Here is a 14,603-nt window from a genome sequence, read left to right on the forward strand (position 1 = left end):
CTTACCGATCAAATCGCCGAGAAAAGAAGACACAGCTGACCTAAGCGATGGGCTCGCAACTGTCTGCATGAAAAAAAGGCCGGATTTATCCGGCCTTATCAAAATTCAATCTTAGAATACGCCGATGACGTCCAAAAAGACGACAATAATGACGACTGGAGCTGCGTAGCGAATCAACAGAAGCCAGGCTGCAAACCATTTTCTGCTGATTTTAGAGCCCTCTTTCAATTCGGCAAAAAGTTCTTCTTTCGGTATTTTCAGCGGCACAAACACGGCGATGAGCAAAGCGCCGAGCGGCATTAAAATATTGCTGACGAGAAAATCCGCCGCATCAAAAATGGACAGATTGAAAATCGTTACATCCTGAAGCACCCCGTATGAAAGTGCTGAAGGAATACCGACGAGGAAAATCGCAATGCCTCCGACCCATGAAAAAACCTGTCTTTTTTTCGAATCACCTTTTGATAAGGATGAAACAAGAATTTCAAGCATTGAAAAAGCCGAGGTCAATGTCGCAAATAAAAATAACACAAGGAATGCCAATAAAAAGATGATCCCTAAAGGCATCTGATGAAAAACGGTTGGCAGCACGTTAAACAACAGCATCGGACCCGCATCCGGAGATAGGCCGAAAGAAAACACGGCGGGAAAAATGGCGATACCCGCAAGAACAGCCACAGATACGTTTAACAATGTCACCGAAAGCGCCGACTGCGCCAGGTTTTCCTTTTTAGATAAATACGAGCTGTACGTCACCATAACGGAAACACCGACACTCAATGAGAAGAACGACTGCCCCATTGCAAACAGAATCGTTTCGGTTTTGATGTGTGAAAGGTCCGGTTTCAAGAAAAATTCAAGCCCTTCCATCGAACCCGGCAATGTGACCGAGCGGATGATCAAAAGCAGAAAAATAATGAACAGAGCAGGCATCATAAACTTGCTCGCTTTTTCAATTCCGCTTCTGACTCCTTTTGCGACGACCAGGATCGTAATGATGATGAAGATCAGCTGGCTCGCCAAAACGAGATAAGGATTTGAAATCGTTTCCCCGAAGAGGTTGGCAAAGTCCGTGTTTCTTGATAATTCGCCTGTTAAACCTTTGAAAATATAAATAATGATCCAGCCGCCGACAACACTATAGAAAGACAGCAGAATAAAGCACGTGATAATGCCGAGCCGCCCGATCCAATGCCAAAGCGAACCTGGAGCCAGCTCCTTGTATGACTCAACGGCGTCTTTTTGAGTCTTTCTGCCGATAATGAATTCAGCCAATAATAAAGGAAGTCCAACCAATAAAGTAAAAAGGATAAAAATAAGTAAAAAAGCTCCGCCGCCGCTGGTTCCGGCAACATAAGGAAACTTCCATATCGCGCCTAGCCCGATTGCCGAGCCGGCCGAAGCTAAAATAAATCCGAGCTTTGATGACCATATATTTTGTTTATTTTCCACTAAAGCACCTCTTCTTCTATTAAAACTATTTGCACAACAGGCTACAAACTATCATTTTAAAAATGATAAACGAATTCGTCAAGGTTTTCAAATATTTCTTTCAGTTTACATAATATATTTATTGTCTATTATTATTTTATATTGAATTATTCAGAATATTAATTATAATAGGGGAATGTCACATTTTCTACGAGTGAGGAGTTTTGATTGATGAATCTTTTAGCTAAAATCAGCCAATTTACAGGAAAAACGTTTGCCATCTGGGTGATCTTATTCGCGGTGCTGGGATTTGCATTTCCCTCCTCTTTCACATGGATCAGCCCTTATATTACCATTCTGCTCGGGGTGATCATGTTTGGCATGGGATTGACGCTTTCAGCAGATGATTTCAAAGAACTGTTGAAAAACCCGCTGCAGGTGCTGCTCGGCGTCATTGTGCAATACACTGTCATGCCTTTGATCGCCTTTGGACTAGCCTATGGACTCGGTCTGCCATCTGAAATTGCAGTCGGCGTCATTTTGGTTGGATGCTGTCCAGGTGGAACGGCATCAAATGTCATGACATTTTTGGCAAAAGGCAACACGGCGCTGTCTGTCGCCATCACGACGGTGTCCACTTTGCTGGCGCCTTTTTTGACACCGTTTCTCATCTTATTTTTTGCGAAGGAATGGCTTCCCGTATCTCCCGGATCGCTATTCATCTCGATCTTGCAGGCGGTGCTTCTGCCGATTTTAGCAGGACTGATCGTCCAATTTTTCTTTAAAAAACAGGTCGAAAAAGCGGTTCAGGCCCTGCCGCTTGTCTCGGTCATCGGGATTGTCGCCATCGTCGCCGCAGTCGTCGGTGGCAACAGGGAAAATATTATACAATCAGGGCTGCTGATTTTTGCGGTCGTCGTTCTTCATAATGGCCTCGGCTTGTTTCTCGGCTTTATTTTAGCCAAATGCTTTAAAATGGATTATGCTTCGCAAAAAGCCGTCGCGATTGAAGTGGGCATGCAAAATTCCGGACTCGGAGCTGCGCTTGCCACCGCTCATTTCTCCCCGCTTTCCGCCGTCCCGAGCGCGGTTTTCAGTGTCTGGCATAACCTTTCAGGATCGTGGCTTGCGACATACTGGTCAAAACGCGAGAAGAATGACGTCCATTCTCCTGCCCCGCGAATGTTAAATAAAAAGCTTTGACCGATATAACGGTCAAAGCTTTTTTTCTCGATTTATCCTTCCAACAGAAGCTGTTCCGGATCTTCCAGCAGATTTTTAATGGTAACCAAAAAGCCTACCGCTTCTTTGCCATCGACAATCCGGTGGTCATAAGAAAGCGCGATGTACATCATCGGTCGGTTTTCGAAACGCTCTTCATCAATGGCGACAGGACGAAGCTGGATTTTGTGCATTCCCAAGATGCCAACTTGCGGGCTGTTCAAAATCGGAGTGGACAACAGTGAACCGAACGTTCCTCCGTTTGTAATCGTGAATGAACCGCCTTGAAGTTCTGAGAGCGCCAATTTATTGCTTCGCGCTTTCTTCGCAAGCTCTCCGATATCTTTTTCAATATCGGCAAAGGTTTTCCGGTCTGCATCGCGAACGACAGGGACGACAAGGCCGTCAGGAGCGGCAACCGCGATGCCGATATCATAAAACTTTTTGATGAGAAGCTCGTCGCCTTGAATTTCCGCATTGAGAAGCGGGTATTTTTTCAGAGCGGCGACAACGGCCTTTGTGAAGAATGACATGAAGCCGAGCTTCACTTCATGCTGTTCGAGAAATTGATCTTTTCGGCGTTTTCTGAGATTCATGACAGCCGTCATATCCACTTCGTTAAAAGTCGTCAGCATAGCGGCGGTGTGCTGAACTTCAACAAGGCGTTTGGCAATCGTCTGTCTCCGGCGCGACATTCTTTGCCGTTCGACAGGTTTCGCCGAATCTTCAGTCTTAGCGGCCGGTGCCTGCGCTTCACGTTTTGGTTCGGCTTGGGCTTTTGGCGGCTGCTCATGTTTTTGGTAGGATGCGACATCCTGTTTTCTGACCCTGCCAAGCGGATCGCCGGTAGGGATTTCTGATAAATCAATGCCTTTTTCACGGGCAAGTTTTCTGGCAGCCGGAGAAGCGATGGTTCTCGCTTTTTCTTTCTCCGTTTGAGCACTTGAGTCCTGTGCCGCGGCTTTTGTTTCCTGTGCCGCCTCTCCTTTTGAATCCTCAGGCGTTTTTTGAACGTCAGGCTGAGGAGCGGAGGATGCTTTTCCTTCTCCCTCGCCTTCTGAAATCGTGCCGATCACTTCGCCGACCTGAACCGTGTCACCGGAATCTTTCAGCACTTCCTGAAGAACACCGGACTGTTCTGCCGTCAATTCGACATTGACTTTATCCGTCTCCAGCTCCAGCAGGAACTCCCCTTGTTCTACATAGTCTCCCGGTTGTTTCAGCCATTGGGCTATCGTTCCTTCTGAAATTGATTCCGCTAGTTCAGGTACTTTAATTTCCGCCATCTTTTAGTTCCCCCTTAGTTTTTGCGAGTCAAGCTATCAGATACAATACGTTCCTGTTCCTTCTTATGAACGGTCGGATCCCCTTCTGCCGGACTGGAACGTCTTCTTCTGCCAATATAACGCACTTTAACACCATTTGGAGCGACTTCTCTTAAATAAGGCTCAATATAGTTCCACGCTCCCATATTTTGCGGTTCTTCCTGAACCCAGACGATCTCTTCCAAATGCGGCAGCTTGCTGAAGAGCGCCTTGATGTGTTTCGCTGGGAAAGGATAGAGCTCTTCAACCCGTGCAATATGGAGCCAGTCTTTTTCAGCTTCCATCTTATTAAAGTAATCACTGATATCAATCGATACTTTACCGCTCGATAGGACGAGGCGTGTCACCTTATCATATTGATGGTTCAGACCGGACATTTCATATACCGGCTTAAAGGTGCTGGCGCTCAGCTCCTGAACTTCCGAGACTGTATTTGGATTTCTCAAAAGGCTTTTCGGCGTCATGATGATCAGCGGACGGATTTCCTCGCGGAGAAGCATCTTCGCCTGCCTTCTTAAAATATGAAAGTATTGAGCGGCGCTTGTCAGATTGGCAACGGTCCAGTTATTTTCTGCTGCAAGCTGCAAAAAGCGCTCCGTTCTGCCGCTGGAATGCTCAGGCCCTTGACCTTCATACCCGTGAGGCAAGAGGACGACAAGTCCTGATTTCTGCCCCCATTTCGCCCTTCCTGCGGAAATAAACTGATCAAAGTACACTTGTGCCGCGTTTGCAAAATCGCCAAACTGCGCTTCCCAGATCACCATCGTTTCCGGTGAAGCAACATTATAACCGTATTCGAAGCCGAGGACAGATCCTTCAGAAAGCGGGCTGTTGTGAACCGCGAATGACGCTTTCGTATCTGCAAGGTGATGCAGCGCAATGAATTCGTCCCCTGTCTTGCTGTCATGAAGGACAAGGTTGCGGTGTGCGAATGTGCCGCGTTCTGAATCCTGGCCGGTCAGCCTTACAGGTGTGCCGTCTTTCAAAATCGAAGCAAACGCCAGCGCCTCCGCCAAAGACCAGTCGACTTTTCGGTCATCCTCAAACGCTTTGGCGCGCCTTTCGAGAATTCGTTTTAACTTTCCGAAAACGTTGAAGTTTTCCGGCCATGCGATGAGCTCTTCGTTTATTTTGCGCAGGAGATCAAAATGAACGGATGTGTCGACCTCCGGGAATCCGTTGGAAACCGGCTCCGGCAGGACGATTTCATGTGTCATGTCTTCTTTTTTGGCCGGCACTTTTCGGTACGCATCTTCCAAACGCTTCAGAACCGAATCTTGAATTTTTTGAACCGCCTCTTTTTCAATGATTCCTTTATCGATCAGTTTTTCTGAAAAAATGGTTTTGATCGTCGGATGCTTTTTGACCGCATCGTACAGCCTCGGCTGCGTCGCCACCGGTTCATCCATTTCATTATGCCCGAAACGGCGGTAGCCGATCAGATCAATCAAAAAGTCCTTGTTGAAGGTCTCGCGGTATTCGACTGCGAGCTGCACCGCTGAAAGACAAGCTTCAGGATCGTCTGCGTTCACATGGACAATCGGAATTTCAAAGCCCTTTGCCAGATCGCTGGCGTATTTCGTCGATCTGGATTCGTTGCTTTCCGTTGTAAAGCCGATCATATTGTTGGCGATGATGTGGATCGCTCCGCCGACCTGATAGCCCTTCAGCTGACTTAAGTTCAACGTTTCTGCGACGATTCCTTCCCCAGGGAACGCCGCATCTCCGTGGATCAAAATCGCCATGGATTTTTTGACGTCTTGAACCGGATAGCCTTTTTCTGTTCTCGTCTCCTGCGCAGCCCTAGTCGAGCCTTCTACGATCGGATCGATGAACTCAAGATGGCTCGGGTTGTTGGCCAGCGTGATGCGCGCCGTTTTTGTCTGTTCATCCTGAATCTGCCGGTTGGCGCCAAGGTGGTATTTGACATCACCTGTCCAGCCGTAGTTGATTCCGGTTGAGCCTTCAGACGGGACAAGATCTTTGTTCGGAGCGTGCTGGAATTCGGAAAAAATAATTTCATACGGCTTTCCCAGCACATGCGCCAGAACGTTGAGACGCCCCCTGTGCGCCATTCCGATATTAATGTTTGTCGTTCCGGAAGAAACCGACTCGGCGATAATATCATCCAGCATTGGCACAAGCGCATCAAGACCTTCGATTGAAAAACGTTTCTGCCCGACAAATGTTTTGTGGAGGAACTGTTCAAGACCTTCAACTTCCGTCAGTCTTCTTAACACTTCTATTAATTTCTCTTTTGATTTCGGGGCGAATAATTCCCCCGATTCGATCTTTTTCATCAGCCAATTGCGCTCTTCAAAAATATGCACATGGTCAAACTCAAAAGAAATCGACTTTTTGTATGTGTTCCTTAAGTACTGGATGGCTTTTAAACCGTTTGTGACTTCTTTAGGGGCATCTTTGCATATCACCGATGCCGGAATTCTTTCCACATCCTCCTCGGTTAAACCGTACTCGGCAAGCGGAAAAAGCTCCTGTTTGTCTTGCGTTTTTCTCAATGGATTGACGGAAGCGTTGAGATGGCCATAGGTTCTAATATCTTCTGCAAGTTTTATTGCCGATGCGATTTTTTCAATAGATTCAGCCGTAAAATTTGCCTCTCCTTGTGTTTCAGAGGCGGCCCTTATGTCGCCCGGGGGAGCTCCGAGATCGTCAAACATCTCTTTTAAATCAGGCTCCAGACTTTCCGGATCCCTGACATACTGATCATAAAGCTCCAGCACGTAGCCGAGGTTCGGACCGTGAAATTCTTCCCAAGTCATTCTTTGTTTCATTTGATTTTGAAACATTTGAACATTACCCCCAACCTAATTATCAAGTGAACAATTCACTATCTTAATATATCTTCTGAACCCTATGCCCAGAAATATGTAATAAAAACGCTTCCACGTATATTTTACCACTGTTTGTGAATCGTTTCTACACAGATTGTTCAAATAAAATTAAAAAATCGTCTTGAAAAATAAGAAAATTTATAATTTCGAACTTTCAGAGTATAAACCATTGGCAAAAGATTCATTCATTCCTTATTTTTCCCCTTTCGGCTGTTTTTTAACATCCTGAATGTGCTGTGCTGTTTTCAACAGCGATTTTCAAAATTAAAGTTGTTAAAGATAATAAAAATTTCGCTACTTTCCTTTTTATCGGCATAAAAAACAGATGGCTAAAGAGCTTGAGCCATCTGTTTTCTCTAACCTATACTTTTGTTCAACAGTTTTTTTAACAGCGGATACAGCACATCAGGAAGCTGGTCGACGTCAGGGACGAAGAGGCTGTATTTTCCGTACATATCCTGGATCGTTTTAATTTGCGATTCTTCGATTTCGCTGTTCGACAAAAACACATTGATGACTTCAATGTTTCGTTTTCTCGCTTCCATCACCGCTTCATGGGTGTCGACGATCCCGTTTTGTTCATAATTGAAAGCAGCCGGCTCTCCATCTGAAAAAACGATCAGGAATTTTTGCGCTTCGCTTCTTTGAACAAGCATGTTCGTCATCTGCCTGATCGCATAGCCGTCCCGATTGTCCTCTTCCGGTTCAAGCTGCATGATGTGCGGACCGGCTCCTTCTTTTAAGGAATCGGAAAACGAGACCGCCATGTGAAAGTAGTTAGGCTGGCTCGTCTCTGTCGCATCATTCGTGTCCTCCCAAAAACCGACGATTTGATGAGGGACGGACACTGATTTAAGCGCTTCATGAAACAGTACGATGCCCCTTTTCGTCTCCGCCATTTTGTCATGCATGCTTGCCGAACAATCGACAAGCAAAGTAAAAACAGCGTCGATTTCGGTTGACGGTTCTTGTTTTTTGTAAAAAAGGCGCGGATTCCGTTCTGTAAAGTACCGCAGCAGCTTATTGTTCAGCCTTCCGGCGTGCAGGTCAGTCCTCGGCAGCGTTTTTTTGTGCTCCAGTGTTTTTTGGATCATCTGTTTGAGCCGCTTTTGATACGATTCGATTGATTTTGCCTGGCTGCGGTATTGCAAAACCTCTTCACTTGCAGGCTTCTCAGGCGTTTTAAAAATGGAAAAAGCGTAGCGGTTTTCTTTGCCGCCGGCCGTTCCTCCGGCATTCGGTTCGTCTTGTACAGCTTCAAGCGATTCCAGTTTTGAATAGTCTTTTCGTTTCGTCTGCTTCGCCGTTCCCTGTACTGAACCGAGCGCCTGGTCGCCGTCTTCCCCTTCTCTTAAAGCGCCGCCCATGATATCCGTTTTTGCACCGTGTTCGAGGTCAAACTGCAGAAAGCTTTTGGCCGGTGCTTCTGTTTCCCTGTGCCAGGTCGGCATTTCTTCGTCATGGACATCTTCGTCACCGGCGCTTTTTTCTTCAAGTGTGAGATCTTCGCTCAGTTTGGGCTTTGCTTTTAAATCATGGAAAAGGTTTTCTTCATCAACCTCTTCGTAATCGAGTTCCGGAAAAAAGAAATACGTATTCAGCATATCTCTTTCAAGAACTTCTTCAAAACCTTCCATTAATGTCTTTACAATTGCAGCTGTCTCTTTCGTAGAGTGTGTTTCATATACGCGGCTAAGCTCGTTTTCAATCCAGCCTTTCATCGGATCGATTGAGTCATGGATATCAGGGATGCTTTCAAGCGGGGACTCGGCCGTCAGCTTGACATAGATTGCGCAAAACAAGGCGTCCGTAAAAATGCTCCGCTCCATATTCAAGGTCAGCTGAGTCGCAAAATGCTTTCGGTACATGTTTCTGCGGCTTGTGAATACCGCTTTTGTGCCCGGACGCTCCCGCTTAATAGACTCTTCGATTCTGATATCCTCAAAAAGCATAAACAGCTGCTTTGCTAAACTCTTAAACTGCAAATGCCGGACGGCGTCCAGCATGTTGGAACATTCGTTCATTGAGCTGTAGCGGGTTCCGACTGCCCGAAGGTAGACATCGCTTTTCAGTCCATCGACCATATCCTGATAGGCGCGGTCTTTCCAAAAATGACTCAAATAAATCTTTTTTTCAAACGGATTGTAATAGGACTGAACGCCGTACTCCACTTCGACCTGATCGCTTTTCGCCAAGGTCTTGGCTAAGTCCGTGAGCTCCATAAACAGAAAAGAATCAATCTTGCTGTCATTGAATTTTATAAACCTCATATAGGAACCCTCATTCAAACAATGTTTGGGCAATATTGCGGACAGCCGCTTTTTCCCGCTCATCGTCCAGCTTTTCCACGATGCCGCGTTCGATCGCACGAAGCGGCGGTATATAGGCCGCCAAATCGCAGGTATCCAGGAGCGCTCTGATCGATGCTGCCTCTTCAGACACCTGGCCGTTGCGCGCTTGCGTCATTAAATCACCGGACAATGTCACAAACTGGCTGATGAGCTTTGCGTCCTTTAATTCGGATTGTGTTTCAAGCACCCGCCGCAGCAGATCGCCTTTAATGTAGGGCACTTCAATGATGACAAAGCGGTTTTTTAATGCCTCGTTCAATGGAACGGTTCCCACATATCCTTCATTAATCGCCGCAATCACGCCAAATCCGTCTTTTGCTCTGACCACTTCGCCGGTGAACGGGTTTGTCATCATTTTTCGATAGTCGAGAACTCCGTTTAAGATAGGCAAGGTTTCCGGTTTGGCCATGTTGATTTCATCAATATATAAAAAGTGTCCGTGATTCATCGATTTCGTAACAGGCCCCTCAATAAATTCAATCGAGGCGTTCCCGTCTGTGTTTTCGATCGTCTTATAGCCGACAAGCGCTTCCGCATCAAGATCGACCGAACAGTTGACACTATGCATCGGTTTTTGAAAGTAAGCGGAAAGCGTTTCGGCAAGTTTTGTCTTTCCAGAGCCTGTAGGCCCTTTTAGCAAAACGTTTTTTCCCAGTGACAGCGCGATCATCGCATCTTCTAAAACAGCGCTGTCCTCCGCTTCATAGCCGGGGGACCCGATCAAAGATTGAAATTCCGGGCCGGCCGGTTTGGCGGCAGACTGAATCAGCCGCTCCTTAATTTTCTCGGGCAGCTCTAGTTCGTGCAGGTCATATTTCATAAGTTGTAAAATTCCTTTCTTCAAAAACGTCTTCTTCTATACGAGTATACTAAAAATAAGCCAAAGTCCTCAATATATATGACTGCTGCCCCGCCGCACCTAACGGTTAATGTTTGCTCTTATTCGAAAGAGCGCCGCACACCATTCGATCGCCGGCGTTTCCGGACGGATTTGTCAGATCGTCATCCTGGTGCTCATGAATGATAAACGCGCTTCCATCATGATCAAGCAGGCTGAATTTGCTTGACTTGTCCAAGTTGACATCTGGTGCATTCACTACAACATCAACTTTGCCGTCTGCCCCTACTTCGATATTGGGCAGATCACCCGCATGATGTCCCTTCGGATTATTGAAGCCATGCTCTTTTTGTGAAGGGTTAAAATGAGCGCCGGCACTTTCAAAATCGGGCTTCCGGCATTCTCCTGTTTCATGGATGTGAAAAGCGAGCAGCCCCGGCGGCAAATGATGGGCGCTAACCCTGATATCAAGGCCTTCCTCAGCCGATTCAGACACTTCTATAAAACCGGTCTTCGTGCCGTCGCGTTTAATGAGAGGCACTTTTAAAGGCTGTGTCATTGGTTCAAATGTTTCCGTATGCTCTTCGTCGGCGTCTTTTTTTTCAAGGTCTTTCTGCTGTGCGCATGCCGTTAGCGAACAAATGAGTAAACCCGCCAGCAGTACGGTGAATGATCGGTTCAATGCGAAATCCCCCTTATCTTTTTCCATTTAGTTTAGACAACGGGGGGATCTGATAAACCTTTCGTTAAGCCGTCTTTAAAACAAAAAAGCCATATAAAATGGCTTTTAAAAATTGTAGCGCTTTGCACCAAGATAGCGCTGTTTCCAATACGAATTGTTCATATCGCTGATGGAGACGCCGGAATCGTTGGCATTGATAAATTTTCCGTTGCCCAGGTAGATCCCTACGTGTGAAGGGCCTGCTTTATATGTTGAAAAGAAAACGAAATCTCCTCTTGAAGGCTGGCTGACAGGCGACATTGTATTCCAATACCCAGCTGCACTCAATCTTGAGACAGACGTGACTTTGTTCAGCACATAATAAATAAAGCCGCTGCAATCAAATCCTGATGGATTGTTGCCTCCCCATCTGTACGGCACGCCCAGCTGCTTCTCCGCTTCTGCGATCATGCGCTCGACTTTTGCGCTTGTCGAAGTGCCGCTGGAAACCGAGGAGTTCGATGTCTTGGATGAAGAGCTTCCCGATGTTGCCGACTTTGACGCACCGGATACTTTCAGCTTCTGTCCGATTTGTAAGACATCTGTTTTCAGATTGTTGGCTTCTCTGATGCTTTGTACCGTCACATTCAGCGAGTTGGCGATTTTCCATAAGGAATCTCCGGGCTTGACAGTATATGTCGTCGTTTTAGAACTGCCGCTTGTGCTCGATTTGCTTGATGAAGAATGTGAAGACGAACCCGAAGATGAACTGCCGCCGGAAGCGGTCCCTTTCACTTTAAGGACTTGGTTCGGGTAAATGGTGTCCGACTTCAAGCCGTTCAGCGTTTTGATTTCGGCAACTGTCATATTCAAACCATTGGCAATTTTCCATAAGGAATCTCCTAGTTTGACTTGGTACGTGCTGCTTGAGCTGCTTGAACTTTTCGATTTCGAAGAGGAGCTGGCGCTGGATGACTTCGTACTGCTGCTTGAACCGCTGCTTTTTCCGCTTCCCTTCACAATCAGCTTTTGGCCAGGATAAATGATGTCGCTGCTTAAACCGTTTAAGCTTTTGATCTCATTCACGCTCGTCTTGTAGTCGTTTGCAATCAGCCACAAAGAATCTCCCAATTTAACCGTGTAGGTAGATGTTTTTGAGTTTTTGCTCGAACTTGCGCTTGAGCTTTTGGCTTTTGTGCTGCTTTTTGACGTGCTGTCCGGAATTTCCAGGGTTTGTCCGGCATAAATAACTGTAGATGAAAGATGATTGGCTTTTTGCAGAGCGGAAACGCTTGTGTTGAACTCGGTCGACAGTTTCCATAGCGAGTCACCGCTTTTTACCTTGATGGTCTGGGCTTCTGCGGGTGACGCAGCCAATGAAGTTCCAACTACCGCAGAGGCCGCCAGACCTGCTGCTATCTTCTTCTTCATAACCTATGAACCTCCCGTTTTCATTTTTTGTTCTCTCTATGTATGAGATTACATTTGCCGCTGCTTAAGATCTAAGCCCGGCAACAAACAGCGGGTGATCTGATCACCATATGTTTGTCCTTTGGCCAAAATCCCCCTTTTATACTCTTAAGCACAAATGCAATTCACGATTTGTATCGGCTGATTTTATTGTTTTTTAATAGTTTTTTGCTTTTTTACAATTTTTATATCGAAAATACGGACTGATAGACACATTGACAAAAATCAACGCTTTTAACAAACCTGCGTGATTCCAAATGGACGGGGCGGAATGGATATGCTTTTCATCTCCTGCTCTATTTCAAAATGAAGACCGCGGGAACAGATGAGGGCAGGCCCGGACGAAAACTTTAAAGTTCTGAAAATCGCTGATCGTTCAAGTTTCCGAGCATTTCAAATTAAACTTTATCAATATCAAACATGTTCGTGTCCAAAGACGGTCAGGCAATCAGATGGGCATTGTTTCGCTGTCTCTCAACCTTTTTCTGAAAAAACAGCTGTCCATTTCCATCAACCGCCTCTATGACCAAATCCCGATCAGAATCAACCATTTTTCGCCATGAAACTTTTCGAAGAGATCATAAATTGACTATATCATACATTTTTTTTGCCAACATCCGGAATAAGGCGTGTCTTTTCCTTAGATCAAACGTCGTTTGATCGCATTAAATTTCAGTTCTAAAAACCTATTCTGACAAAACGATGAATCGAAATATGTAACTTATAACTTATAAAACCCTTTGACTTAATAGATGAAATGACCCGTTCGGCAATTTTCGGCTGATAAATTGAAATGAATTGTGAAGTTTGTCTGGGGTACTTTTTGTCGTTTTTCTGTATCCTTCCATCTCTTATGCCGCATCATAATCATGAAGGAGGTGATACCGTGACCATTCAAAAAGCGTGTCAATATGTATTTTCCCTTTTGGGTGTCATTTCTTTATCGTTTATTTATGTGCAGATGTTTAAGACAAAAAAAGATTAAGCAGACATTGATTGAATTTTATACATATCGTGTTATAATTTCTCTCGTTATCCAAAAGAAACGGGGAACTTAAAATGAGGGAAACGAAGGATTTAAGGGGAAAAGCGACACAGTTTATCACGATTTTAATTCCGATCCTGATCACACAGGCAGGCTTGTCTTTCATGACATTTCTAGACACGGTGATGTCCGGAAAAGTCAGTGCGTCTGATCTCGCCGGCGTTGCCATCGGGTCCAGTTTGTGGACACCTGTTTATACGGGACTGGCCGGAATTTTGACGGCTGTCACGCCCATCGTCGCCCAGCTGATGGGAGCCCAAAAGCAAAAGGATGTTCCGTACACTGTGATTCAATCGATTTATGTGGCGGGACTTATCAGCGTTCTTGTTATGGCTTGCGGTTTTTTGATGATTGATCCAATCCTGGAAATGCTTCAGCTTGAAGCTAAGGTATCTCTTATCGCGAAGCAGTATTTGTCCTATCTCGGGCTTGGCATATTGCCGCTGTTTGTGTACAACGTGATGCGCTGCTTTATTGATTCACTCGGCAAAACGAGAGTGACCATGCTGATTACTCTATGTTCTTTGCCGATTAATTTTGTGTTAAATTACCTATTTATCTTCGGGAATTTCGGATTTCCTAAATTGGGAGGAGCCGGAGCCGGCTTGGCTTCCGCTTTAACCTATTGGTGCATATGCTTGATTTCCTTATTCATCGTTCATAAGAAAACGCCTTTTTATCAGTTTAGGGTTTTCAGGACATTCTATCGGTTTTCCTTTACCGAAAGCTTGAATCTGCTGAAAATCGGCCTTCCCATCGGCTTTGCCATCTTCTTTGAGACGAGTATTTTTGCGGCCGTGACCTTGCTGATGAGCCATTTTGACACGGTGACAATCGCTTCCCATCAGGCAGCGATGAATTTCGCTTCGCTTCTTTATATGCTGCCGCTCAGCGTCTCAATGACTTTGACGATCGTCGTCGGCTTTGAAGCCGGGGCAAAACGTTTTAAGGATGCGAAGGCATACAGCTATCTCGGCATTTCAATTGCGATCGGGTTTTCGTTGTTCACCGCACTTGCGATTTTATTGTTCAGACAGCAAATCGCCGGAATGTATACGACAGACTACAATGTCTTGCTTCTGACAAAGCACTTTTTACTGTACGCCTTGTTTTTCCAGCTTTCAGATGCCATTGCAGCACCGATTCAAGGAGCGCTCAGAGGGTATAAGGATGTCAACTACACCCTTGTCACAGCCCTTGTTTCCTATTGGATCATCGGGCTCCCCGTCGGTTTTCTCGTCGGGACGTATACTGCGTTTGGAGCGTACGGTTATTGGATCGGCCTCATCGCGGGGCTTGCCGCCGGAGCGGTCGGGCTTTTCTTCAGGCTCAGATTCATTCAAAACCGTTTCCAACAGCATTTAAAAAAGGTATAGAGCATGGCGCTCTATACCTTTTTCTTGTGT

General features: G+C 45.8%; 9 protein-coding genes. 2 read left to right on the plus strand and 7 right to left on the minus strand.

Going from position 1 to position 14,603, the window contains the following annotated elements; all coding sequences use genetic code 11:
• Positions 1-111: 111 nt before the first annotated feature.
• Complete coding sequence (locus P3X63_RS11620; protein WP_026587472.1) at positions 112-1,452, minus strand: sodium-dependent transporter; 1,341 nt, start codon at positions 1,450-1,452, stop codon at positions 112-114.
• Positions 1,453-1,662: 210 nt separating this feature from the next.
• On the opposite strand from P3X63_RS11620, the gene P3X63_RS11625 reads away from it, so the two are divergent.
• A complete protein-coding gene (locus P3X63_RS11625) occupies positions 1,663-2,634 on the plus strand; it encodes a bile acid:sodium symporter family protein (protein WP_026587473.1) in 972 nt (323 codons plus the stop codon).
• Positions 2,635-2,666: 32 nt separating this feature from the next.
• Here the strand turns inward: P3X63_RS11625 and odhB are convergent, their stop codons facing one another.
• From odhB to P3X63_RS11655, 6 genes are all read right to left on the minus strand, one after another.
• Positions 2,667-3,938, minus strand: coding sequence for a 2-oxoglutarate dehydrogenase complex dihydrolipoyllysine-residue succinyltransferase (odhB, locus tag P3X63_RS11630; RefSeq protein ID WP_026587474.1), 1,272 nt, complete (start codon positions 3,936-3,938; stop codon positions 2,667-2,669).
• A gap of 14 nt (positions 3,939-3,952) precedes the next feature.
• Positions 3,953-6,787: a 2-oxoglutarate dehydrogenase E1 component gene (sucA, locus tag P3X63_RS11635; protein ID WP_026587475.1), complete on the minus strand. Its 2,835-nt coding sequence runs from the start codon at positions 6,785-6,787 to the stop codon at positions 3,953-3,955.
• 401 nt (positions 6,788-7,188) lie between these two features.
• Positions 7,189-9,102 (minus strand): vWA domain-containing protein, encoded by a 1,914-nt coding sequence (locus tag P3X63_RS11640; RefSeq protein WP_277690771.1) that lies wholly within the window; start codon positions 9,100-9,102, stop codon positions 7,189-7,191.
• A 10-nt stretch (positions 9,103-9,112) separates the two neighbouring features.
• Positions 9,113-10,003 carry an ATP-binding protein gene (locus P3X63_RS11645; RefSeq protein ID WP_026587477.1) on the minus strand — a complete coding sequence of 297 codons (891 nt, stop codon included), beginning with the start codon at positions 10,001-10,003 and terminating at the stop codon, positions 9,113-9,115.
• A 106-nt stretch (positions 10,004-10,109) separates the two neighbouring features.
• Positions 10,110-10,703 carry a superoxide dismutase family protein gene (locus P3X63_RS11650; protein ID WP_026587478.1) on the minus strand — a complete coding sequence of 198 codons (594 nt, stop codon included), beginning with the start codon at positions 10,701-10,703 and terminating at the stop codon, positions 10,110-10,112.
• Positions 10,704-10,808: 105 nt separating this feature from the next.
• Positions 10,809-12,113 carry a C40 family peptidase gene (locus P3X63_RS11655; RefSeq protein ID WP_277690775.1) on the minus strand — a complete coding sequence of 435 codons (1,305 nt, stop codon included), beginning with the start codon at positions 12,111-12,113 and terminating at the stop codon, positions 10,809-10,811.
• Positions 12,114-13,211: 1,098 nt separating this feature from the next.
• On the opposite strand from P3X63_RS11655, the gene P3X63_RS11660 reads away from it, so the two are divergent.
• On the plus strand, positions 13,212-14,573 hold the full coding sequence (locus P3X63_RS11660) for an MATE family efflux transporter (protein WP_026587480.1): 1,362 nt from the start codon (positions 13,212-13,214) through the stop codon (positions 14,571-14,573).
• The last annotated feature ends 30 nt before the right edge of the window (positions 14,574-14,603 follow it).

Source organism: Bacillus sp. HSf4 (assembly GCF_029537375.1).
In the GTDB taxonomy this organism is placed as follows: domain Bacteria; phylum Bacillota; class Bacilli; order Bacillales; family Bacillaceae; genus Bacillus; species Bacillus sonorensis_A.